Source organism: Kribbella sp. NBC_00662 (assembly GCF_041430295.1).
Lineage (GTDB): Bacteria > Actinomycetota > Actinomycetes > Propionibacteriales > Kribbellaceae > Kribbella.
The window spans coordinates 3,922,317-3,944,882 of the sequence record NZ_CP109029.1 but is presented as its reverse complement, the minus strand read 5'-3'; the positions used below and the strand labels follow the sequence as shown (position 1 = coordinate 3,944,882).

The 22,566-nt window shown below is 67.9% G+C and carries 26 protein-coding genes and 1 other RNA gene; 10 read left to right on the top strand and 17 right to left on the bottom strand.

Annotated features, from left to right (window positions below):
• The first annotated feature begins 116 nt into the window (after positions 1-116).
• On the top strand, positions 117-1,295 hold the full coding sequence (locus tag OHA10_RS19875; RefSeq protein WP_371407729.1) for a hypothetical protein: 1,179 nt from the start codon (positions 117-119) through the stop codon (positions 1,293-1,295).
• On the opposite strand, the gene OHA10_RS19870 is transcribed toward OHA10_RS19875, so the two are convergent.
• Positions 1,292-2,461, bottom strand: coding sequence for a hypothetical protein (locus OHA10_RS19870; protein ID WP_371407728.1), 1,170 nt, complete (start codon positions 2,459-2,461; stop codon positions 1,292-1,294). The genes OHA10_RS19875 and OHA10_RS19870 overlap by 4 nt on opposite strands.
• Before the next feature lie 282 nt (positions 2,462-2,743).
• On the opposite strand from OHA10_RS19870, the gene OHA10_RS19865 reads away from it, so the two are divergent.
• The gene (locus tag OHA10_RS19865) at positions 2,744-3,103 is read left to right on the top strand and encodes a pentapeptide repeat-containing protein (protein WP_371407727.1); all 360 of its coding nucleotides are present in this window, start codon (positions 2,744-2,746) and stop codon (positions 3,101-3,103) included.
• Between the two features lie 49 nt (positions 3,104-3,152).
• On the opposite strand, the gene OHA10_RS19860 is transcribed toward OHA10_RS19865, so the two are convergent.
• The gene (locus tag OHA10_RS19860) at positions 3,153-5,465 is read right to left on the bottom strand and encodes a M4 family metallopeptidase (RefSeq protein ID WP_371407726.1); all 2,313 of its coding nucleotides are present in this window, start codon (positions 5,463-5,465) and stop codon (positions 3,153-3,155) included.
• 476 nt (positions 5,466-5,941) lie between these two features.
• Between OHA10_RS19860 and OHA10_RS19855 the strand changes: the two genes are divergently transcribed.
• Genes OHA10_RS19855 through OHA10_RS19845 form a run of 3 tightly spaced genes read left to right on the top strand, consistent with a single transcriptional unit; the run spans position 5,942 to position 9,290 of the window.
• Complete coding sequence (locus OHA10_RS19855) at positions 5,942-7,630, top strand: FHA domain-containing protein (protein ID WP_371407725.1); 1,689 nt, start codon at positions 5,942-5,944, stop codon at positions 7,628-7,630.
• A 35-nt stretch (positions 7,631-7,665) separates the two neighbouring features.
• Positions 7,666-8,088 carry a MarR family winged helix-turn-helix transcriptional regulator gene (locus OHA10_RS19850; protein WP_371407724.1) on the top strand — a complete coding sequence of 141 codons (423 nt, stop codon included), beginning with the start codon at positions 7,666-7,668 and terminating at the stop codon, positions 8,086-8,088.
• Positions 8,085-9,290 carry an epoxide hydrolase family protein gene (locus tag OHA10_RS19845; protein WP_371407723.1) on the top strand — a complete coding sequence of 402 codons (1,206 nt, stop codon included), beginning with the start codon at positions 8,085-8,087 and terminating at the stop codon, positions 9,288-9,290. The genes OHA10_RS19850 and OHA10_RS19845 overlap by 4 nt, the downstream gene beginning before the upstream one ends.
• Here the strand turns inward: OHA10_RS19845 and OHA10_RS19840 are convergent.
• Entirely contained in the window at positions 9,272-10,042 is a 771-nt protein-coding gene (locus OHA10_RS19840; RefSeq protein WP_371407722.1) for a helix-turn-helix domain-containing protein, read from the bottom strand. The two genes, OHA10_RS19845 and OHA10_RS19840, sit on opposite strands and share 19 nt — an antisense overlap.
• Positions 10,043-10,120: 78 nt before the next feature.
• Here OHA10_RS19840 and OHA10_RS19835 point away from each other — a divergent pair, with 78 nt between their 5' ends.
• On the top strand, positions 10,121-10,441 hold the full coding sequence (locus tag OHA10_RS19835; RefSeq protein WP_371407721.1) for a nuclear transport factor 2 family protein: 321 nt from the start codon (positions 10,121-10,123) through the stop codon (positions 10,439-10,441).
• A gap of 3 nt (positions 10,442-10,444) precedes the next feature.
• On the opposite strand, the gene OHA10_RS19830 is transcribed toward OHA10_RS19835, so the two are convergent.
• The 11 genes from OHA10_RS19830 to OHA10_RS19780 all read right to left on the bottom strand — a co-directional run bounded on the left by OHA10_RS19830 (position 10,445) and on the right by OHA10_RS19780 (position 18,978).
• Positions 10,445-10,681 (bottom strand): hypothetical protein, encoded by a 237-nt coding sequence (locus OHA10_RS19830; RefSeq protein WP_371407720.1) that lies wholly within the window; start codon positions 10,679-10,681, stop codon positions 10,445-10,447.
• On the bottom strand, positions 10,671-11,108 hold the full coding sequence (locus tag OHA10_RS19825) for a MarR family winged helix-turn-helix transcriptional regulator (protein WP_371407719.1): 438 nt from the start codon (positions 11,106-11,108) through the stop codon (positions 10,671-10,673). Before OHA10_RS19825 ends, OHA10_RS19830 begins: the two co-directional genes overlap by 11 nt.
• A 31-nt stretch (positions 11,109-11,139) precedes the next feature.
• Complete coding sequence (locus OHA10_RS19820) at positions 11,140-12,033, bottom strand: alpha/beta fold hydrolase (RefSeq protein WP_371407718.1); 894 nt, start codon at positions 12,031-12,033, stop codon at positions 11,140-11,142.
• Positions 12,034-12,186: 153 nt separating this feature from the next.
• Positions 12,187-12,562: a transfer-messenger RNA gene (gene ssrA, locus OHA10_RS19815) on the bottom strand.
• Between the two features lie 98 nt (positions 12,563-12,660).
• On the bottom strand, positions 12,661-13,329 hold the full coding sequence (locus OHA10_RS19810) for a YoaK family protein (protein ID WP_371407717.1): 669 nt from the start codon (positions 13,327-13,329) through the stop codon (positions 12,661-12,663).
• A 16-nt stretch (positions 13,330-13,345) separates the two neighbouring features.
• Positions 13,346-13,906, bottom strand: a complete 561-nt coding sequence (locus OHA10_RS19805) for a DUF1707 and DUF4870 domain-containing protein (protein ID WP_371407716.1) — start codon at positions 13,904-13,906, stop codon at positions 13,346-13,348.
• 73 nt (positions 13,907-13,979) lie between these two features.
• The gene (gene smpB, locus OHA10_RS19800; protein ID WP_371407715.1) at positions 13,980-14,453 is read right to left on the bottom strand and encodes an SsrA-binding protein SmpB; all 474 of its coding nucleotides are present in this window, start codon (positions 14,451-14,453) and stop codon (positions 13,980-13,982) included.
• Between the two features lie 21 nt (positions 14,454-14,474).
• Positions 14,475-15,917: a M23 family metallopeptidase gene (locus OHA10_RS19795; RefSeq protein ID WP_371407714.1), complete on the bottom strand. Its 1,443-nt coding sequence runs from the start codon at positions 15,915-15,917 to the stop codon at positions 14,475-14,477.
• 96 nt (positions 15,918-16,013) lie between these two features.
• Positions 16,014-16,925 (bottom strand): permease-like cell division protein FtsX, encoded by a 912-nt coding sequence (gene ftsX / locus OHA10_RS19790; protein WP_371407713.1) that lies wholly within the window; start codon positions 16,923-16,925, stop codon positions 16,014-16,016.
• 19 nt (positions 16,926-16,944) lie between these two features.
• Positions 16,945-17,634 carry a cell division ATP-binding protein FtsE gene (gene ftsE / locus OHA10_RS19785; RefSeq protein WP_130444829.1) on the bottom strand — a complete coding sequence of 230 codons (690 nt, stop codon included), beginning with the start codon at positions 17,632-17,634 and terminating at the stop codon, positions 16,945-16,947.
• A gap of 294 nt (positions 17,635-17,928) precedes the next feature.
• Positions 17,929-18,978, bottom strand: a complete 1,050-nt coding sequence (locus OHA10_RS19780) for a carbohydrate kinase family protein (protein WP_371407712.1) — start codon at positions 18,976-18,978, stop codon at positions 17,929-17,931.
• Positions 18,979-19,086: 108 nt separating this feature from the next.
• Between OHA10_RS19780 and OHA10_RS19775 the strand changes: the two genes are divergently transcribed.
• From OHA10_RS19775 to OHA10_RS19765, 3 genes are all read left to right on the top strand, one after another.
• Positions 19,087-19,470, top strand: coding sequence for a hypothetical protein (locus OHA10_RS19775; protein WP_371407711.1), 384 nt, complete (start codon positions 19,087-19,089; stop codon positions 19,468-19,470).
• On the top strand, positions 19,463-19,627 hold the full coding sequence (locus tag OHA10_RS19770; RefSeq protein ID WP_166679481.1) for a hypothetical protein: 165 nt from the start codon (positions 19,463-19,465) through the stop codon (positions 19,625-19,627). Before OHA10_RS19775 ends, OHA10_RS19770 begins: the two co-directional genes overlap by 8 nt.
• Positions 19,628-19,729: 102 nt before the next feature.
• Positions 19,730-21,001 (top strand): ABC transporter substrate-binding protein, encoded by a 1,272-nt coding sequence (locus OHA10_RS19765; protein ID WP_371407710.1) that lies wholly within the window; start codon positions 19,730-19,732, stop codon positions 20,999-21,001.
• A gap of 53 nt (positions 21,002-21,054) precedes the next feature.
• Here OHA10_RS19765 and OHA10_RS19760 read toward each other — a convergent pair whose 3' ends face one another.
• A complete protein-coding gene (locus OHA10_RS19760; protein WP_134104957.1) occupies positions 21,055-21,258 on the bottom strand; it encodes a cold-shock protein in 204 nt (67 codons plus the stop codon).
• 198 nt (positions 21,259-21,456) lie between these two features.
• On the opposite strand from OHA10_RS19760, the gene OHA10_RS19755 reads away from it, so the two are divergent.
• A complete protein-coding gene (locus OHA10_RS19755) occupies positions 21,457-21,873 on the top strand; it encodes a cytidine deaminase (protein ID WP_371407709.1) in 417 nt (138 codons plus the stop codon).
• Here OHA10_RS19755 and OHA10_RS19750 read toward each other — a convergent pair.
• The gene (locus OHA10_RS19750; RefSeq protein ID WP_371407708.1) at positions 21,860-22,192 is read right to left on the bottom strand and encodes a YciI family protein; all 333 of its coding nucleotides are present in this window, start codon (positions 22,190-22,192) and stop codon (positions 21,860-21,862) included. The genes OHA10_RS19755 and OHA10_RS19750 overlap by 14 nt on opposite strands.
• Positions 22,189-22,560, bottom strand: coding sequence for a VOC family protein (locus OHA10_RS19745; RefSeq protein ID WP_371407707.1), 372 nt, complete (start codon positions 22,558-22,560; stop codon positions 22,189-22,191). The genes OHA10_RS19750 and OHA10_RS19745 overlap by 4 nt, the downstream gene beginning before the upstream one ends.
• Positions 22,561-22,566: the final 6 nt, after the last annotated feature.

The following is a 22,566-nucleotide window of genomic DNA, read 5'->3' as shown; positions in this document are numbered from 1 at the left end:
GGTGCGGGTTACCCGGGAGTACCTTGACGCCGACGGTGGTCTGGTGGGGGTCCTGAGATCACCGAACTCCGGCGAGAGAGGCCTTCCGGGTGAGAACTCTTCCGAGAAGTCGTCGAGTGTCCGCAGCAATCCTCCTACTCTCCCTGACCGGGCTCGGCCTGGTCGCTCCCCCGGCGCACGCCGACGGTCCCGGTTCGGGTACGCCGTACGTCGTCACCGTTGGGGATTCCTACATCTCGGGTGAAGCCGGTCGCTGGGCCGGTAGCTCGAACGACTCCGAGGCACCGGCCGACGCGCTCGGTGCGCACGCCTACCACGACAACGCGAGCCACACCGCCGAACAGATCCCGCGCTGCCACCGCAGCCAGTCCGCCGAGGCGTACATCGGCGGCGGCGTCGGCGGGCTCAACCTGGCCTGCTCCGGCGCGAAGACCACGACCGCTACCGGCGACTACTTCAAGCCCGGCATCGACTTCTACGACGACGGCGCCGGAAACCTCGGCCAGGCGAAGATGCTGCAGCAGTTCGCTGCCGGCCACAACGTGAAGCAGGTCGTCGTCTCGATCGGCGGCAACGACTTCAACTTCGCGTCGATCGTCACCCAGTGCGTGCAGGACTTCCTGCTGTCGCCGTCCTGGGATCCCGACTACTGCAAGGACGACTCGTCCGTCGTCGCCAACTTCACCTCCGCCAACATCACCACGGTCCGCGCCAGGATCGCGACCGCGTTCCAGAACGTCCGCACCGCGATGCGCAACGCCGGGTACGGCGACACCGCATGGAGCCTCGTCGTACAGACGTATCCGTCGCCGATCCCGGCGGCCAGCGGGTTCCGGTACAGCCAGAGCGGGTTCACCCGGCAGAGCACCGGTGGCTGCGGCTTCTGGAACGCCGACGCCGACTGGGCCAACGCGACCGCGCTCGTCACCATCAACAACACCGTCCGCGCCGCGATCGGCCAATCCGGCCTGACCAACGCGCGCCTGCTCGAACTCCAGTCCGCCTTCAACGGCCGCCGGCTGTGTGAGAAGACAGTCGGCCTCTACGAGGAAGTCGGCCTCACCTCCTGGACCCAGCCCACCGCGGTCGACAGGACCGAGTGGATCAACCAGATCCGCACCGTCACCACGGTCGGCTCGGACTACTTCATCCAGGAGTCCCTGCACCCCAACTACTGGGCCCAGCTCGCGCTCCGCAACTGCGTCCGCCAGACCTACACCCAGAACCGCGGCGGCACCTGCACCATCGCCGGCACCGGCCTGGTCAACGGCGAACCGCGCATGAGCCTCAACTAGGGCTTCTTGGGCCGGACGTAGGTGACAGAAGCTCCCGGCGTGCCCAGCAGTGCGTTCATCAGCTTCTCGTTCCGCCTACGTTCGGCCCTGGTGTCGGTCGGCCAGTCGACATGGATGGCGTCATACAAGGCAAACCGATCAAGATCCATGGCCGTCTTGACAGCAGCGCCCCAGGCGCTCGCAGCGGCGATGGCACCGCGATAGGCGATGTATGCGAACGCATACGGCAGCAACCCCAGGAAGAGCCACCATCCGGAACCGAGCATCCACACAGTCGTCACAACCGCCGCAGCCAGGCCGTAGAAGGTCAAGCGGATCGCAATATCCATCTGTTCGCGGGTGTCGTTGATGTACGCGGCCCGGTTAGGAGCTGCCACCATCGTCAGGTGCGGTGCGATGCGAACCAACGGGAGCTCGTAGCTCTGCCCAACGCTGTCCTCGATTCTGCGCAGGACGTTCCCGAGGCGGGTCGGCAGCATCCGGTCCGCAGCCTTCGGCATCGAGCTGTCTAGAACCTTCTGGATCGCCTCCCTGGCCATGATCAGTCCATACACCGCTGCGCCGCTTGGCAGCAGGCGCTCCGTCTCCCGCTTGTCTGCGAGGACCGTCCTAAGCTGCTCGTCGGACAGGCCCGTCCGGTCCTTATGAGGCATCCGCGACAGGATGATCTCGTCGAGCTGGTCGTCGGCCTGCACCTCTAGATCAGCAGCGCGGTGCTCCAGGCGAAGCTGCCGGCCGCGGTGCCGCAGTGCCAGCATCGTCGCCAACCGAACAGCGAACGGCCGCGGACCCCAGTACCCCTCGAGCAGCTGCGTCGTTGCGTACATCAACGGATGAACGGCGAAGCCCAGCACTAGTGCGGCGCCGACCACCAGACCGATCTTGGTCGGACTCCAGTCGGACAAGGCCGTTTTCAAGCCGGTGAGGCTGAACTTGCCGAGCGGCTGGTTGACCGCGCCCTGCAGAGCAACGATCCAGGTGACGAACAGGAGGGACGGCAACAGAGACGCCAGGCTGAAGTACCGCCCGATCTGCGAGCCAACCGAGGTCGTGGCCCCGGGGAGCCCAGCTGCCATCAGCGGTCGCCCTGCGGCTTCTCCCAGCCGCAGCTCGTGCAATACCAGACGCTCGTCCGCTCGTTGAACTTCAGCGTCGGCCTCTTGCACTCTTCGCACCTGCGGGACGAGCCCAGCTTGCCAACCCCTGCAGCCTCCGGATTCGGGTGCTGTGTCGTTAGGCCGAGGCGCAGGATCAGTACTGCCAGCGCAGTCGGCTTACGAAACGTCATCATCGACCTCCCCGCCCCATGATTACTGTCAGTATGTCCCGGCGGTGGTTCCTGATCCAGGGGTCGGCGAGGCGGGCACGCCGGACCAATCCGCCTTGGGATGCTGTGGTCGAGCCGGAAGGAGTGTGTGATGGGAGCGGGGCGACTGACCGTTTGGGCGATGCCCGTGCTGGCTCTCGCGGTGCTTGCCGCAGCCAGCGCCTGGCAGGGCGCGATCGGTGCCGCTATCGCGCTTGGACTCATGCTGGCGGTCGCCGTCGGCTTGGTCCTTCGTGCAGGGCTCGATCCGGCAAAAGACACCGAGGGTCTGGCAGTCTCCGGGCCGAAGGCCGGATCGGCAGCACAAGGCGAATCATCCGGACCGGCGCGATCGCTGCTGAGCGGCGCCGATCTCAGCGGCGCGGATCTCAGCGGCGCTGACCTTCGCGGGCTGGATCTGAGCGACGTGAACCTCAGTCGGGCCAATCTTCGTGATGCTGATCTGCGCGGGGCACGGCTCTCGAATGAGCCGGAGAAGTGAGCCGGCCGCCGCACCCCCGAAGGTGCGGCGGCCGGGTTCGTTCAAAGGGTCAGCTCAGGTTGAGGCCCGTGTCGTCGATGACGAACGAGGTCTGCAGGGAGCTGTCCTCGGTGCCGGTGAAGCTGATCGACACCGTCTGGCCGGCGAACGACGAGAGGTTGAACGACTTGAGCGAGTAGCCGCTCGCCTTGTTCAGGTTCGAGTACGTCGCCAGCGTGGTCGAGCCCGCCTTCACCGTCAGCTTGTCGTACTGCGTCGTCGTGGTGGTCTCCGCAGAATCGATGTGCAGGTAGAAGGAGAGCGTCGCCGCGCAACCGGCCGGAATCGTGACCGACTGGCTCAGCGTGTCGGTGTGGGTCTGGCCGTAGCCGTCCAGCCACGCCTTCCAGGAGCCACCGTGGGCGGGCTGGGAGGTGGTGTTGTCGATGACTCCGGTCGAGGCCGACCACGGCGACGCCGTACCGGTCTCGAAGCCCGGGTTGCCGAGCTTCTGCCCCGGCGAGGAGCAACCGCCGCCGACAGGGCTCACGCTGATGGTGAAGGAAGCGCTACCCGATCCTCCGGCACTCGCGGTGGCCGTGGCGGTCACGTTGTAGGTGCCGGCGGTGGTCGGCGTACCGGACACGGTGCCCGTGGAGGAACCGATGGTGACGCCGGCCGGCAGACCGGTCGCGGACCACGTGTACGGTGCCGTGCCACCGGTGGCCGACAGCGTGAACGGCGAGATCGCCGTACCCACGGTCGCGGTCTTGTTGCCCGGGTTGCTGACCGTGACGCCACCCGAAACGGTGCAGGTCGGGTCGGCCGACTGGGCCGGAACGCTGACCGCGTCCCACGCCGCCTTGACGGTGTTGAACTCGGTGCAGCTGCCCGGGTACAGGTTCTTGGCCGCGGTCAGGGTCCAGGTCCGGTACTTCAGGTACGAGCTGCTGCTGGTCTTCATCAGCATCGCGTTGTACATGATCTTGATGGCCTTCTGGATGCCCAGACCGGTCACCGACGAGCTGTTGCAGGTCGGGACGTTCGGGTTGCCGCCGCTGCCGATGGAGAGCAGGACGAACCAGTGGTCGCCGGGACCGGCCGCGGCGTGCACCTCGGCGCCCGGGATCGAGCTCGAGTAGCAGTTCGGGTCGCCGACCGCGGACGGGTTGTACATGTTGCGGATCGGGCCGCTGCCGACCAGGTTGATCTCTTCACCGACGTAGAAGTCCGGCGGGTCGTAGGCCGAGCCCTGGTTGCTGTAGAACTCGGTGGCCGCGCCGAACGTGTCGGCGACGAACTCCTGGGTGCCCGAACCCGAGATGCCGCCCGGGGTGTGGTCGTCGATACCGTGGCCCAGCTCGTGGCCCACGACGTCCAGCGAACCGATCCAGCCACCGGCCGTGTTGTGACCGACCTGCACCTGCGTGCCGTCGTAGTACGCGTTCTCGTCGTTCAGGCCGACGCGGATCGGCCAGCCGCCGCCGTTGCCGTCGAAGCCGTTACGGCCCAGCCAGTCGGTCAGCATGTGCCGCTCGGTCTGGGCGGTGTACAGCGCGTCGACGCAGCCGGTCTCCTTGTTGGACGCCGTGCCGTTGCCCCAGTTGTCGTCCGGACCGGAGAACGTGGTGTTGTTCGCCGCGTCCTGGCAGGACTGGTTGGTGGTGTTCGGGTCCTTCATCGAGTACGTGCTGCCGGACAGCGTGGTGTCCAGGTGGACCGGGTTCGGTCCGCTGTACGCCGCGGTGCCGTTGCCGGCCATCACGTGCTCCTTGGTACCGAGCACCTTGCCGGACTGCGCGTCGACGTACACGCTCAGGCTCGACGGCTCCGAAGCGCTGCGGCCGGTGACACGGGACTGCCAGGCGAGCTTCGGGGTGCCGTCGAGGGCGTAGACCGCGAGCGTCGGCGTGGTCGACGAATCGACCTTCTTCAGCAGCTTGGTGGCGGTCTTCTGCGCGGCCGCGGCCGTCACCTTGGCGGTCGTGGACAGGTCGGGTACGGCGGTGGTCTGGGCGACCGAGGTGGATTTCACGGCTCCCTTGGCGTCGGTGACGACGACGAAGTCACCACCGATGACCGGGAGACCCTTGTACGAACGCTCGTACGGGACGTACTGCAGGCCGGACGGGTCCGAGATCACCGGCTTCGCGGTGAACTTGTCGTCCTTCGAGGCGTGCAGTGCGCTCGGCCGGCCGGCGACCAGCGACGACGCCGAGTCGACGGCGGACGCCTTCGACTGCGCCTGCGAGGGCCGGGGCGGGGGTGCCGCACTCGGCGCGGCGCCTGCGGCCGACGTACCGAATCCGGCGAGTGCTGCCGCTGCCAGGCCGGTGAGGCCCAGGACGATGGCAGGCTTTCGAGAACGCTGGAACAAGACCATTGGTATTGGTCCCTTCGCGAATGCGGTGCTTTGGGCGGGTTGCGCCTCGCCGGACTGCAGGCGGTGCACCACTCCGCCTGGAACCTCCGGCCTATTCACCGGGCTACCGCGAAAAACTCCCCCTTTTCATCCAACCCTGATGAATCGCGCGGGGGGACACTATGTCCGCGATCGCACCCGAGCAAGGCGCTACCGTGCCGTTGGCACCCTTACGACAACTGACCGCGTTGTCATCGCTACTAACAGCTGACAAAGCCGACCGAATCCTGAGATTTGTGACGATCCGGGACCGCGGGTCCGCAGCCTCCGGTCCGGGGTGTGAGGGGGCTGTCGCGGAGGGTGGTGGGTGGGTACTGCCGGTGGTCTGGGGCGGGTGCGGATGGCAGAATCGCGCAGACGGGTTGGCTGCCGCGGGGTGCGACGCGCCGGCAGCGGCGCGACGGAACACGATCAGGATGACGCCGGCTGGGGTGGGAGTGGAAACCGAATTCGTGCTGTCGCTCGGTGAGCAGCGCTGGACGCTGCCGGCCGAGGCCGACACGATCACCATCGGCCGCGCCTCCAACGCCGACATCCGGCTGCAGGCGGACGACCAGATCTCCCGCATCCACGCCCGGCTGGCCCGCGACGGCTCCGGTTGGACCCTGCACGACGAGTCCCGCAACGGGACCGGCCTCAACGGCCACCGCATCACCGCGCCCACACCCCTGAGCACCGGCGACCGCGTCCACATCGGACGGTCGGTCCTCACCTTCCACAAGACCACGCTCCCGGACCCGGTCACCCCGACCACCCCTCAGCCGGACGAGGCGTACGCGGCGGCTCCTGAGCCACCTGCACCTGCCGCGCCACCGCCAGCCGCGTCCGCCCCGCCGGCCGCCCAGCCCCTGTCAGCCGCGTCCACGCCGTCGGCCGCGTCCACGCCGCCTCCGCCGGTCGTGCCTGCTCCGTCGGCGCCTGCGAGTTCCGGGTCGGCTGCGGCTGACTACGGGTCCGCGGCTGAGTATCCGCCTGCCGAGGAGCCGTGGGCGGCCGAGGAGGACGCCGGCCGTGGCGAGCAGTACGGCGAGGAATACGGCGCGCGGTACGACGAACCGGCGTACGAGGCTGAGGAGGATGACGCCTCATATGAGCCTGGTGAGTATGGGGCGGCAGGTGTCGTGCGGGGGTTTGAAGACCAGTCGCGGTCGGGTGACGGGGGCTGGGCGGCGTATCCGTCGGCGGACAACCCGGAGCCGGTTCGGACGCCGTGGGAGATCTCGGCGCGGGTCGAGCAGGCGGAGCCGAACTGGAACCGGCCCGACAACTGGCCCGAGCCGAGCCGTGCACAGACCGAGCAACGCCTGCCCGGAGCAGACCGCCGTACCGGCGCCGACCGGCGCGCCAACGAGGAAGGCCGTCCGAAGGCGGAGCGTCGCCCGAAGGCGGAGCGCCGTCCGATCGTGGAGCCCGACGCAGACCGTCGTACGGCGGGAGCCGAGGGCGACGCCGTCGGGACCGTGCGGCTGCCGCGCGTGCTGATCGTCGCCGGAGGGATCGTCGTTCTCGGGCTGATCGTGAACCTGATCGTCACGTTCCTCGCCGACGGACCGGGTGGCGAACTGCGATGGCTGGTCCCGCCCGGGATCGCGCTGGTCGTGGCGATGGTGCTCGCGCTGCTCGACGCGGCCGCCCCGAAGGACCACCGACCGGGTCGGCTCGACGTATCCATCCTGGTCGCGGTCGCCGTGGTGCTCGTCGGCGTCGGCGTCGGCGGGTTCGCGTTGACCGGGGGCGCGGAGTACGTCGGCGGCTACCTGACCGGCAACGAATCCGGCGCGGACCGGCTGGTCAAGCCCGTCGCGAAACCCTCCGCCGCGGTCACGATCACGGTCGAGAACGTCACGTACACGAGCCATTTCACCCGCGTCGAGGTGATGCTCGCGAACGGCGCCAAGGAACCCGTCACGGTCCCGATCGCCGGCGCGACGTTCACCGCCGCCGACGGCACCGCGCTGCGCGCCGACACCCGCCGCAGCAACTGGCCGAGCAAGGTCGCGAGCGGTGGCACCGAGCACGGCACGATCACGTTCAAGGGCAAGCTCCCGGACAGCGCGGACGCCGCCGTCCTCACGCTGAAATCCGGCGAGACCGCCTTCACCGTATCCGTTGCCCTCAGCAACTGACTTGAACATACATCGAAAATTGATATTGTCGTCGCATGGATGTCGATCGGCTGACGACGGTCATCGAGGACTTCAACACGATCTTCATCCGGCTGCCGTCGGTCCGGAGGTTCAACTTCTCGACCCTGTCGGTGCTGCACACGCTCGACCGGACCGGTCCGATGCGGCTCACCGAACTCCTCCCGACCGAGCAGCTGAAGCAACCCGCCCTGACCAGCCTGGTCGCGAAGCTCGAGCAGGACGGTCTCCTCCAACGTCGCCCCGACCCCAGCGACGGCCGGGCCAGCCTGATCTCCCTGACCAGCGCAGGTCAGGAGATCGTCCGCTCCCGGCACGCGCACCGGGTCGCGAAACTGGCCGCACTCGTCGACCAGTTGACGCCCGAAGAGCGCGCCGTGCTCGCGGGCTCCGTCGACGTACTCCAGCGCTTGACCGAGCTTGCCGAGGACACCCCGTGATTCCAACGCCCATCCATGTCGCTGACGAGGTCCTCGACGACCTCAGACGTCGCCTCCGCACGACGAAATGGCCCCGCGACGCGGGGAACGACGACGGCTTCTACGGCGTACGTCGTACCCGCCTCCAACCCCTGGTCGAATACTGGGCCGACGGCTTCGACTGGCGGGCCGCCGAGCGGGCGATCAACGCCTACGACCACTACCGGGTCGACGTGGGTGACGTACCGGTCCACTTCCTGCACAAGCCCGGCGTCGGTCCGGACCCGATCCCGTTGATCCTGAGTCACGGCTGGCCGTGGACGTTCTGGCACTGGTCGAAGGTGATCGATCCACTGGCCGACCCCGAGTCGTACGGCGGTGATCCCGCGGACGCGTTCGACGTGATCGTGCCGTCGCTGCCCGGGTTCGGATTCTCGACGCCGACCCGGCCGGACATGAACTTCTGGAAGATCGCCGACGTCTGGCACGAGCTGATGACGGGGATCCTCGGGCACCCGAAGTACGCCGCCGCCGGATGTGACGTCGGCGCGCTGGTGACGGGGCAGCTCGGGCACAAGTACGCCGATGAGCTGTACGGGATGCACATCGGGTCGGCGCTGAAGCTGTCGTTCTTCAACGGCGATCGCGGGTGGGACCTGAGCGGCGGCAACCCGATCCCGCCCGGTCTGCCGCCGGAGATCCACGCCCGGATCCTCGAGCTCGAGCACCGCTTCGCGTCGCACCTGGCCGTGCACGTGCTGGATCCGAGCACGCTCGGGTTCGGTCTCGCGGACTCGCCGGCCGGCATGCTCGCGTGGATCCTGGAACGCTGGCAGAAGTGGGCCGAGAGCGAGAAGGCGTTCACCGACGACGACCTGCTCACCCACGCGACGATCTTCTGGGCCGGGAACGCGATCGACACCTCGATCCGGACGTACGCCAACAACAACCGCTACCCCTGGACACCGTCCCACGACCGTACGCCGGCCATCGAAGCCCCGACCGGGATCACGTTCGTCGGCCACGAGGACCCGCCCGGCGTACACACCCCGCAGCAACGTATCGACAACTTCCTGGCCAGCGACCGCGCCCCCTGGTACAACCACGTCAACATCACCGCCCACCCCAACGGCGGCCACTTCATCCCCTGGGAACTCCCAACAGAATGGACCGACGACCTCCGCCGCACCTTCCGCCCTCTTCGTCAGGTGCGGCGGAAGTAGGCCGTCGTAGTGGCGTCTGCGGGGAGGTAGGTCTCGATCGCGATCTCTTCGAGGGTGATGTCGAAGGCGGTGCCGAAGGTCGTGATGGTGTTCAGGAAGGTGAGGTCGGTGCCGCGGTGGCGGATCTGAATGGTGAGGGCGATGTCGGCGGGATCTGGCGGGGTGCTGTCGATGGGGCCGAAGGCAACTAGTTCGTCGTACAGGTGGTGGAGCTCGGGGTCGCCGGAGGCGGCGGCCTGGCGGGCCAGGCGTGGGAGCAGGTAGCTGCGGACCTGTTGCAGGTTGATGATCCGCGATGCCAGGCCGTCGGGGTGCAGGCCGAGGCGCATCAGGTTGATGGGCGTCGTGAGCAGCTTCGGGTCCACGCCTGCCAGGAGGGCCTTGAACGAGTCATTGGCCAGCAGGAGGTTCCAGCGGCGATCGACGGCCAGGGCGGGGTACGGCGCGTGGGCGCGGACGAGCTGGTCGAGGGCCGCGCGGACCCGCGTCATGTCCGGATCGTCGAGCGGTGTCTGCCGGTATACCGGGGCGTGCCCGGCCGCGATCAGCAGCCGGTTGCGCTCCCGCAGTGGGACTGCGAGCTGCTCGGCGAGATGCAGGACCATCGCACTGCTCGGGATCGTCCGCCCGGTCTCCACGAAGCTCACGTGCCGCGGCGACACGTCCGCCTGGATCGCGAGGTCGAGCTGGCTCAGCTTCCGCCGGCGTCGCCACTCCCGCAGCAGTTCGCCGACCGGTCTGTCTTCGCTCACCCTCCGAGTATCGCGCGCCGGGGCAATGACAAGCGACGTAATCGACAACGTGGCCGCGGCAGGCTCATCGTCGTCGGCATGACGATCAAGGAACTGACCCTGCACGCGTTCCAGGAGTTTGCCAACGGCAACCTCGAACCGCTGGGCCCGCTCCTGCACGAGAACTTCGTCGAGCACAGCCCCGGCAACCCGTCAGGACGCGACGCCTTCATCGACTTCATCGCCCGAGCGCCCGTCGCCGGGGCCCAACTCGACCTCCGGCGCGTCATCGCCGACGACACCCATGTGGTCGTGCACTACTTGATGACGACCGCCGGAACGAGGCAGGCCGTCGTCGACATCTGGCGCTTCGAAGGCGAGCAGATCGTGGAGCACTGGGATGTCGTCCAAGCCGTCTAGCGGTCAGCGGTGGTCGGCCAGGCGCGGGTGGTCGCGCCAGGCCGGCATCGTGGCCATGTAGGCAAGGGTGTCCGCCTCGAGTTGCTCGCGTGAGGCGTCCGGGTGGCGGCGCTCCTGCCACGACACCATCGACGCGAACCGGGTGTCGAAGTCCTGAAGGTTGCCGTCGGCATCGACGCAGTACGCGCAGTACCGGCCGCTCTCGATCGGCATGCTGCAGCTCTCGCAGCTAGTGGTCATGTCTCTGCTCCGTTCGGATCAGCTGGGTCAGGGTGGTGAGCAGCGCGGCACGGTCGCCGGGTGACAGCTGGGCGAACGACTCGGCCAGGGTGGCGACGCCGAGTACGTCTCGATCGGCACGCAGTACGTCGAAGCCCTCCGGCGACAGCCACACCAGCGTGCGGCGCCGGTCCTGCGGATCGCGCTCACGCTCCAGCACGCCCTTGGACTCGAGCTGGGTCACGATGTCGCTGACGACGGACTGCGCCCGGTCGAGGTGCAGCGCGATGTCGCCGACGGTCAGCGGACCTGTCTGCGAAAGGTGCTGCAGAACGGCCCGGCTCGCGCCGGACATCTCGTTCCGCTTGCCGTCGCGTCGGTGAAAACGCAGGTACGTCTCACGGAAGAGGTCAGCGAACGCCTGGGCGTCCTGTTCGGCCGTGCTCACACAGCGAATGTCCACCGCCGTCGATCCATCGTCAATCCCGATGGATCGACACCCGCTCGTCCGCCGGGTGAATGCCGTACTCCACCGACTCGTGGTCGACGTACCCGTGGCGCTCCCCGCGGACCAGGTGCAGCCGGATCTGCTGCGCGATGACGTCCGCGGCGTTCTCGTCCGGCGCGTTGTGGTCGAGGCCGGGCAGGATCGTGTAGTCGGCGCTCGGGAGGATCGACGCGAGCTGCGGGAGTACTCCGGTCAGGTACGCGGGCGACTTCTCACCACCGAGGAGAAGGGTCCGCGACGCGATCCCGGCGTACCGGCTCCCGTCGGAGTCGAGCCGAACGATCTCGGCGATCTCGGCCGGCGTCGTCGGCATCATGTCCCGCGTCTCGTGCCCACCCGGCCCCCGCAACATCACCAAGGAAATTGCCCACAGCAACGGCGCCGCCCGGAACGGCAACAGATCGGTCCCCCTGAGGAACGTCGCCATCGCCGCGACCTGCCGCCCGTCCCCGAGCTGCCGCGTGAACGCATCCAGCCAACTGGCATCGAACGACCCGCCGATACTCACGCCCGGTTCATACGCGATCAACGCATCCAACGACCGCCGCAGCCCCACGTGCAGCGCGATCAACCCACCGTAACTGTGCCCGAACACCACCCCGGCCCCCGTGTGCTCCAGAACCGCGAGCACATCATCGGCCTCGGTCTCCACCGAGTACGCCGTATCCCGCGGCGCACTCGCGCCACGCCCCCGCCGCTCAACCACGTGCACCGTATGAACCCCAGCCAGCCCTCGCGCCAACCGCTCGTAGTGATGAGCCCGCCGATTGTTCCCCGGCACAACCACCACCCCGGGCCCACGCCCAGTGCTGGAAACCTCAACCCCGGCCACCAGACCCCGCCGCCACACCTCTGAACGCGCCATCCCCAACCCTCCCTGATTCACACCCCTACCATGCCCAACACCCCTGGCACGCCCCTGTCTTCCCACTGACACGAAATACGTGCTCCGACACGCTGAGTTGGCCGTAGACAGCAGAACGCGCAGGTCAGCTGGGCTGGCCTGCGCGTTCTCAAGGGGTGGAGGTGGCGGGAATCGAACCCGCGTCCTTCGGCGGGGTTCCAAGACTTCTCCGGGCGCAGTCTGAATGGCGTTTTTCTCAGCCCCAGCGTTTGTACAGACATCTCGCTGACAGGCTCAGTCACTGTGAATGTCCCGTGCTAACCCCGTGACCGGGCTAGCACAGCAAGCTTCCTAGCTGAGGCCAGGAACCGGGTCGGAAGCATCCCCGGGCTGACCGCTACTTTAGTGCTCGGCCGTCAGGCGGCGAGAGCGTAGCTAGTGCGCGATGTATTGGCACTTATTGGTTTCCAGAGATCGTTAACGAGATAACCCTGGATCCTCGGCCCGCTTCCCTTGGAACCAACGTCCAAAGTCGAAACCGTTCACCCCCTGTTGAGTTGTCAAACTCCCACCGCCCCGGAGGGTGGTGGAAGATCCACACTATCAAGTCCAACAGACCGGGCGCACCTGACATTCCCCGGCGGGCAGTCAGTCGGCGGGGGCCAGCACGAAGACGAGCGCCGCCGCGGCGACCACGGCACCCGCCAGGACGATCACCCAGGCGGTGGTCTCGCGCAGGAGCAGCGCGCCGATCGCAGCGCCGGCGAGCATCGCGACGATGGAGCCGAGGCGGCGGTAAGGCTTTGCCGACCGGCCGGTCCCGAGCGGGCTGTCGGCGGCGAGGCCGGTCAGGGTCAGCGTGAGCACGGTCGTGGTCAGGTCCCGCGGCCCGGCATGCCGCACGGTCGCGTTCTGCAGCCCGAAGCACGCTGCAAGCGCGGCGATCAGGATGTACGACGTCCCGCCCGACTCCCGCAGTACGCCGACGCCGACCAGCAACCCGGACAACCACAGCACAACCGCCTGCGTCCCGAAGACGAGCCCCAGCCACCGTCGCGGTCGCGCCTCGAGTACCCGGGCCGCCCGTCCCCCGACCAACGACCCGAGCACGAACCCCACCACCGCCACCAACGGCGGCCCGAACCGGAACCCCGAGTCCGGCGCCACCGCGAATCCCAGGAACACGACGTTCCCCGTCATGTTCGCCACGAACGTATGCCCCAGCTTCAGATAACTCACCGCGTCGATCAGCCCCGTCGCCGCGGTCAGCCCCAGGAACGCACCGACCTCCCACCGCACCCCGACCGGAACGCCCACGCAGAAAGCGTAGGGCCTACTTGATCAGGCGCAGCGTGAACGGGTAGCGAAACTTCCCGGTGGCCGCGGTGGCCAGGCCACCGATGCCGGTGAGCAGGAACCACAGGATGCCGAGGATCGGGAAGAGGAACCCGAGGAAGCCATGAGTGAACCCGGTGAGGATGCCCAGGGCCGCGAACGCGCCGACGGCGGTCAGCTGGAAGTTCAGGGCTTCGACAGCGTGACGGCGTACGGCGGGGTTCTTCTGGCCGGTGGTGGCGACCACGATCGCCGGGCCGACGAAGAAGGTCGGGTACCCGAGCCAGTGGGCCACCGTGCCCATCCCGCGGCCGTCACCCTGGTACTGCTGGATCGGCGCCGGACGGGTGAAGGCGGCCGGCGCGAACGTCGGCACCGGCCGGGCGACCAGGCCGTCGAACGTGCTGTTCAGCTCCGCGCGGGTGCGGGCCTTCAGGGCCTTCTCGAGCCGGAGGTCGAACTCCATGTGGTCGAGCCGGCCGTCGGCGTACATCTCTTTCAGGATCTCGACTGCGCGGTCCCGTTGGGCCGGCGTCACCAGCAGGTCTGAAGTGGACATGCTTCCACTCTGCGCGCAGCCGGCCGATCACCCCATCGGGTTCAGCCCGGAGCAGCCCCTGAGCGACCCCCGGTCAGCGACGGTGCCGGTCGGACAGCGCGCGCTGCGCCTCGCGGTTGGCCTGGCGCTCGGCCAGGGCGTGGCGTTTGTCGTAGTCCTTCTTGCCGCGCCCGGTCGCGAGCTCGACCTTCGCGTACCCGTCCTTGAAGTACAGCGACAGCGGGATCAGCGACACGCCCTGCTGCTCGACGGCCCGGATCAGCTTCTGCACCTCGTCCTTGTGCAGCAGCAGCTTCCGCGTCCGGCGCGGCTCGTGGTTGGTCCACGTGCCGTGCTTGTACTCCGGGATGTGCATGCCCTGCAGCCACAGCTCGTTACCGCGGACGGCGGCGAACGCGTCGACGAGGGAGGCCCGGCCCTGCCGGAGGGACTTGACCTCGGTCCCCGTCAGCACCAGCCCGGCCTCCACCACGTCCTCGATGTGGTAGTCGTGTCGCGCCTTCCGGTTCTGCGCGATCGGCTTCTGCTGGCCGGTCTGTTTCACCATCCGACCAGTATCGCAGGTCGCTCAGAGCCACTTCATCGGATTAACGACGTTCCCGTCCTGGTAGACCATGAAGTGCAGATGGCAGCCGGTCGAGTAGCCGGTCGTCCCGGACCACGCGATGATCTCGCCTCTGCGGACCCGCTCGCCGACATGAGCCTTGTACTTCGAGAGGTGGTTGTAGACGGTCGTGATCGACCGGCCGTCCATCACTCCGTGTGAGACGAACAGCCGGTTCCCGTAGCCGCCGTTGTAGTACTTGTCCGTCACCACTCCATCGGCCGCCGCGCGCACCGGCGTACCGCAAGGAGCGCGGAAGTCGGTGCCGTCGTGCAGCTTCCAGTAGTGCAGGACCGGGTGGAAGCGCATCCCGTACGGCGAGGTGATGTAGCTGCTCACCGGATAGGCCAACCGCCCGCCACCCGAGCCGCCCGGGTCGGGGATGTTCCGCGGCGGCCGGTGCTCCTTGCGTGCCTTCTCCCGCTCGGCCTTCTCGGCTGCCGCCTTCCGGCGCGCGGCCGCCGCCTTCTCGGCCTTCGCCCGCGCGATCAGCAGCTGCTCGACCCGCGCCCGCTCGCGCAGCAGCGAGTTGTACTGCGCCAGCTCGGTGTTCTTCTCCTTCTCGGCGGCCTTGAACGCGATCAGCTTGACCTTCGCGACCGCCGCGGCCTCGGCCTTGTCGGCCGCGACCTGCTTGGTCAGCTCGGTGACCCGCTGGACCGTCGCCGCCGCCTCGGCCCGGGCCGCCTCGGACGCCTTCTCCGCGGCCGCGACCTTGACCTGCCGGCTGGCGAGCTCCGCCTGCGCGTTGTTCAGGTTGGTGATCGCGTTGCTCTGGATACCGAACACGTTGCGCTGGATCTGCATCCCGGTGGCGATATCGGCGGGCGCGGCGCCGCGCAACGCGATCGACAGCCCGACCAGACTGTTCTGCTGCTGGTACGCCGACCGTACGGCGCGACCGGCCACGGCCCGCTTCTCGGCGATCAGTTTCTCGCCGGCCTCGACATCGGCAACCGCCGTACGCAACGCCGCCTCGGCCGCGGCAAGCTTGCCCGCGGCAACCGCATCGGCGGCCTTCGCGGCGGCGAGCTGCCCCTGCGCGGCGGCGTACCGGACCTGGACGGCCTGGTACTTCGTCTCGGCTTGGTTGTACGCGGCAACGGACTTGCCGAGTTGATCGGACGCGTCGTCCAGATCGGCCTTCTGCTGGCCGAGCTGCGCGTCGAGCTGTTTCTTCTTGGCGGCTGGATCCGGCGGTTTCGCCTCTGCCGGGTCGGCAGACGGAACCGCCGCCAGGACTCCGGCGGACAGGGACAGGACAAGGCAGCAGGCGGCGACCACTGTCTGCCGGCCCGGCGGTCGCGTGCGTGATCGCTGGTACGGCGTGGTGGCGGTGCCGGTGCTGTCGTCTCGCTTGATGCTCCCCCGCTCGCGCGGGTTCGCACCGGGGAAGTGCGGGACCACAGGTCGACCCCTTGCTCTGGGTTCAGTTGTCGTGCGGTGCAGGAGTTACTTCTGTTACTTCTGTGACTCCTGATACTGCACGATAGGTCACCCGGGTCAGACTTTGAGGTATTTCCGCGTTGTCAGGAATGTCGGGATCACGGCCAGGATCAGGCCGACGACCACCATGATCAGCGTGGCGCGGAAGGTTTCGGTCGCGCCGACCCACTGCCAGACCCGGAACGTCTCCTGGGCCCGCTGCATGACAACGAAGTACACCCCGACCCACAGGGTGCCGCAGGCAAGGACCGCGCCCACCAGGGCCGCCAGCACGGCTTCGAGCAGGAACGGCAGCTGGATGTAGAAGTTCGACGCGCCCACCAGGCGCATGATGCCTATCTCCCGTCTCCGGGCGTACGCCGCCAACCGGATCGTGTTGGAGATCTGCATCAGTGCCGCGACCAGCAGCAAGCCGGCCGATATCAGCGCACCGACCTGCAAACCGTTGAGGGCCTTGAAGAGTGGATCGAGGTACTGCCGGAGGTCCTGGACCGTGTCGACACCGGGCAAACCGCTGACCGCGCTCACCAGGTTCTGATAGCGCTGTGGATCCTTCAGTTTGACCCGGAAGGACTCCTGCATCTGGTCCTGGGTGACCGTGCTGACGATCGGCGAGTCCTTGTACAGCTTCTTGAACGACTCGAACGCTTCGGCCTTCGACTCCGAGAAGACGCCGTCGGGCGCGGTGTCGGGGTTGGTCTGGATGACCTGCTGGATCCGGTTCTTCTGCTCCTGGGTCACCTCGGTGCCGCTGCAACCGCGGCCGCCGGAGTCCTTGGTGCAGAGGAACACCGAGATCTGGATCTTGTCGTACCAGTTCCCCTTCATCAGGTCGACCTGCTCGCGGGCGAGCAGCGCGCTGCCGAACAGCGACAGCGAGACCCAGATGGTGACGACGACCGCGATCGTCATCGACATGTTCCGCCGCAGGCCGATACCGAGGTCGGAGAGGATGTAGTTCAAGCGCATCAGTCAGTCAGTCCCCTGGTCAGTGCTGGTAGCCGTAGACGCCGCGCGACTCGTCGCGGACGACGTGGCCGTTCTCCAGCTCGATCACGCGCTTGCGCATCTGGTCCACGATCGACACGTCGTGGGTGGCCATCACCACGGTCGTCCCGGTGCGGTTGATCCGGTCCAGCAGCTTCATGATGCCGACCGACGTACCCGGGTCGAGGTTTCCGGTCGGCTCGTCGGCGATCAGGATCATCGGCCGGTTCACGAACGCACGCGCGATCGCCACCCGCTGCTGCTCACCGCCGGACAGCTCGTCCGGCATCCGGTCTTCCTTGCCGTCCAGGCCGACCAGCTCGAGCACCTCGGGAACCGTCTTGCGGATGTGCGAGCGGGGTTTGCCGATCACCTGCAGCGCGAACGCCACGTTCTCCGCGACAGTCTTGTTCGGCAGCAGCCGGAAGTCCTGGAACACGGTCCCGATCTGGCGGCGCATCTGCGGGATCCGCCAGCTGGCCAGCCGGTTCAGGTCCTTGCCGGCGACCATGATGTGACCGCGGGTGGTCCGGTGCTCACGCAGTACCAGGCGCAGGAACGTCGACTTGCCGGACCCGGAGGTGCCGACCAGGAAGACGAACTCGCCTTTCTCGATCTCGACGTTGACGTTCAGCAGAGCGGCCTTGGACTGGCCCTCGTACGTCTTGGACACATTCTCGAAGCGGATCACGGGATCATCCGGCCGTGGTCGGGAACAGGAAGCGGCGCGACGGTAACCACGAAGTGCACCGTACGCCACCGGAGCGGCCGGCGATCAGTCTAGGGCATGCCTGGCGGTCCAGCGCCGTAGCGAGGAGGTGCTCGGCGCGGTGCTTCGCCCCCGTGCGGTGAGGTGCCGTGCCGAGCACCCCGCAGTAAGCGCTGGACTGCCAGGCATGCCCTCTGCGCTCCCGGGCGTGCCGCCGACCAGGCCTGCCGGTGCGTGCGGGCGCGTCCGATACCCGGTGCGTTTGAAACGGATGTGTCAGGCGTCCGACTGGCGCGCGATGGTCGCCGACGCCCGGCGCACGATCGGGACCGGCCCGGCGGGCAGCACGTCGCCGACGAACGTGTAGTGCTCGAGGATCGCCGGGTCGACGTCGCCCGGCCGGTGCCGGCTGTGGTCGCGGACCCAGTCGATGATGTCGCCCCAGCCCGGCGCCGCGAGCGATCCGCCGAAGTGCTGGACCGACAGCCCGGCGCAGAGGTTGCTGAACGCAAGCCGATGGGCCAGCGGCCAGCCGCGGAGCGTGCCGAGGACGAGCGACGCGAGGAAGACGTCGCCGGCGCCGGTCGGGTCGTACGAGCGGACCGGCAGCGCCGGCACCTGCTCCTCCTCGCCGGTCGTCGAGTCGATCGCGAGTACGCCGTCCGCGCCGTTCGTCACCACCGCCAGCGGCACCCGCTCGGCGAGCTTGTGCAGCGCGGCCTTCGGCGTGTCCGTCCGCGTGTACGCCATCGCCTCGGTCGCGTTCGGCGTGAACGCGTAGAAGCCTTCCAGTACGTCGAGAACCGCCGGCGACCACTCGTCCGTCGGGTCCCACCCGACATCGCCGAACAGCAGCGCGCCCGACTCCCGGGCCTCGACGGTCCAGCCGGGCAACTCCTCGGCGACCGGCACGATCGCGGACCGTGTCTTCAGGCCGGGACCGACCAGTTTGCTCGGGTCGCCGGGCGCCTCGTGGGCGTGCGTGACCATCGCCCGGTCCCGGTCGATCGACATCGAGACGGTGACGGGCGAGTGCCAGTGGCCGATCCGGCGCGAGTGCGACAGGTCCACACCCTCCTGGTCGGCCAGGGTCCGCCAGCAGAAGTCGGCGTACACGTCGTCACCGAAGACAGCGGCCAGGCCGCTCTTCAGCCCGAGCCGGGCGGCCGCGATCGCGAAGTTCGCGACGCCGCCGGGGCAGGAGCCCATTCCCTCCGCGAAGATCTCGGTCCCGGTGGTCGGGGCGGTTTCCAGGCCGGTCATCACGATGTCGTAGAACACGGTCCCTTGTACGAACACGTCGTACATCTCGGGTTCGTCGGTCACGGTGACACCGCTCCTTGTCATCCTGGGTCAGCTCTGTCGGTGGCGGGTGGAATGCTCCTTCGTAACATCATCAGCCGGTCAAAACCATGCAATTGGGAGGACGCGTCCGTGATCCCCACCTGGATCTCGATCGTCGGCGTCGTGATGACGGTGCTGAGTCCGCTGCTCGCGCTCGGCGGCGTCTTCCTCGGGTCGTATCTGGTCCGCAAGTCCGACCGCGAGCTCGACACCTGGCGGCATCGCGAGGAGACCATGCGGATGGTCCGCTGGGCGGTCGAGCAGATCCTCGACGGCGAGGACGACGCGGGCACGGACGCCGGTGTGGTGACGCTGCGCTCACTGATGCGGTCGGAGTTGTTACAGCCGGAGGACTACGACCTGGTCGCCGCGCTGACCGCCGCGGTAGCGATCGACCGGGTCGGCGCGGCCGCGTACGCTGATATTGCGGATGCCGACATCGAGGTCGTCGAGGGAGACAGTGACCATGGCTGAGAAGAAGACCGTGAAGGTCTCCCGCCAGGCCGTCGAGCTGGCCCGGCTGCACGTCGAGGCTGCCCGCAGAGCCGGCCGCAAACCCGATGCCGGCGTCGCGCGGATCGCGGGCGCCCGCCCGGACAACGGCGCGGGTGCTGCGCCGGCTCCCGCCTGATCCCTGTTCGAGCGCTGGAATTGCCGTCTCGGGGCCCTGCCATCGACGTAGGGTCAGCAGATGCGCACGGGCTGTGGGACCGTGCGGGACTGGAGACGTGTGATGAGTGGTGGGATCAGCAGGCGGCGGATGCTGGGGTTCGGTGCCGGGCTGGCGGCGATGGCAGTGGCTGGGTGTGGATCCAACAGCGGGCGGCCCTCGAGCGGCGGAAGCGGCGACAAGCCGACGCTCCAGCAGTGGTACCACCAGTACGGCGAAGCGGGTACGCAGCAGGCGGTCGAGAAGTACGCGAAGGCCTACCCGGACGCGACCGTGACGATCCAGTGGTCGCCGGGCGACTACGAGAAGAAGGCCTCGACCGCGCTGCTCACGAACCAGGGTCCGGACACGTTCGAGTACCCGAACGGTCCGACGATCGACATGATCAAGGGCAACCAGGTCGTCGACCTCGGCGACATCCTGGGTGACGCGAAGGACGACTTCAACGCCGCGCTGGTCGGGCGGATGTCGTACCAGGGCAAGCTGTACGCGATCCCGCAGGTGATCGACATGCAGCTGATGGTCTACCGCAAGAGCATGCTGAGCGCGGCCGGCGTACAGCCGCCGCGGACGGTCGACGAGCTGCTGGCCGCGGCGAAGAAGCTGACCAACGACAAGGTGAAGGGTCTGTTCGTCGGCAACGACGGCGGCGTCGGTGTCCTGGGTGGTCCGGCGCTGTGGTCGGCCGGTCTGGACTACCTCACCGCGGACAACCAGTTCGGGTTCGACGACCCGCTTGCCGCCGAGTCGCTGAGCAAGCTGCGCGAGCTGTGGACCTCGAAGGTTCTGTTGCTCGGGGCACCGACCGACTGGTCCGACCCGGCTGCGTTCACGCAGGGGCTGACCGCGATGCAGTTCACCGGGCTCTGGACGCTTCCCGTGATCGAGAAGGCGTTGCCGGGCGACTACGGCGTACTGCCCTGGCCGAAGCTCAACGCGACCACCGGCGAGGCGAGTGTGCCCGTCGGCGCGTACGGCGCGTGCGTGAACGCGAAGTCGAAGAACATCGACGCGGCGAAGAAGTACATCAAGTGGTTGTGGGTCGATCAGACCGACGACCAGCTCGACTTCGCGCAGTCGTACGGTTTCCACGTCCCGGCGCGCAAGAGCCTGGCCGGCAAGGCTGACAAGCTCAAGTCCGGCCCGGCGGCCGACGCGGTCAAGCTGCTCAACGAGAACGGCCGCCCGCAGAACCCGATGCTCTGGTCACCCAAGGCCAGTACGGCGTACTCCGACGCGCTGAACCGGATCATCCGCAGCGGGGCCGACCCGGCGACCGAGATCAAGAAGGTGAAGACCGTCACCGAGGCCGAGCTGAAGCGCATCGCCGGCTGACGACATGCCGCGGCCCCCCACCCGAGGGCGAGGGGCCGCGGTACTGCCGAGACTCAGACGACCTTGACGTTCTCCGCCTGCTGGCCCTTCGGGCCCTGGGCGATGTCGAACTCGACCCGCTGGTTCTCGTCGAGGCTACGGAACCCGTCGGTCTGGATGGTGGAGTAGTGGACGAAAACGTCCGCTCCGCCGCCGTCGACGGTGATGAAGCCGAAGCCCTTGTCGGCGTTGAACCACTTCACAGTTCCCTGTGCCATGTTGTTGCTCCCTTGTCAGAGATGAGGCGCACCGCGGTCGCGGCAGGCCCGGCGTTCGTTGCACCGGCGCGGCACACCATCTCTCGCAAGGAAAGATCGAGATAAACCACAGCTACTGAAACTAGACCTAGTACATCCAACCACGCTTCGACCGGATTTGTTCCATCCGGCGTGGGCGGGCGTGGCAAGGTAGGCCGCATGCACTCCCTGCAACCGCTGACCGACGACGACCGCGAGCTGATCGAGCTGGCCCGCCGCACGGTCGACGCGAACACCGACGGACCCGACGGCGTCTACACGATGGGCGCCGCGGTCCGCGGCATCGACGGCCGGATGTACGCCGGTATCAACCTGTACCACTTCACCGGCGGGCCCTGTGCCGAACTGGTCGCCCTCGGCCGCGCCCGCGCGGACGGTGCCCGCGAACTCACCACGATCGTGGCCGTAGGCAACGAAGGCCGTGGCGTGGTCGGACCGTGCGGCCGCGACCGGCAGGTGCTGGTCGACTACCACCCAGGCATCCGCGTCATCCTGCCCACCGACGACGGCCCCCGCTCGGTCCTCGCCACCGACCTGCTCCCCGGCGCCTACCGCTGGACTCCTAACCCAACCTGATCTCGCCGTCACGGAACCACCAGGTGACCACCTCCGCCTCGAGCATGCCTGCCTGCACCGCGGGATCCTCTGCCGCGTGCTTGCGGGCCTCCTCGATACCGACGCGGTACACGCACAAACCCCGCAGTACCTGGTCATCCTGATCGCGGAACGGCCCGGCCGCCCCCATCACGCCGGCCGCCCGCTTCCCGTCGAGGAAGTCGAGGTGGGCCTGCTGGATGCGATCCGCCTCGTCGTCGGCGAACTCCGTCGGCGTCGCCGGACGGCGGAGCAGGACCAGCGTCAGGCTCTCCATCCCCGGGCGCGGCGGTGTGCTCACACGAGCCTCTGGGCGAGCATGAAGGCGTTGCCGTCCGGGTCGTAGAACGTGGCGAGGCGGACCTCGTCGGCGATCTGGCGGGTTTCGCCGTCGAAGCGGGTGTCCAGCGACTCCAGGTGAGCGCGGGACTTGTCGATGTCCCGTACGCCGAAGGTGACCACGACCCCGCCGTCGGTCTTCGGGTCCTCGACCTGGCCGAGGCCGATCGAGATCCCGGGCAACGGCGTACTCAACTCGGCCCAGCCCCAGGACTCCAGCCGGTGTACGACCTCGAAGCCGAGGGCCTGCTCGTACCACTGCACGGCCCGCTCCAGGTCGGAAACGTCCAGCGCGCAGACCGCGCGCCCGTCGTACTCGATCCCACCCATAGTCTT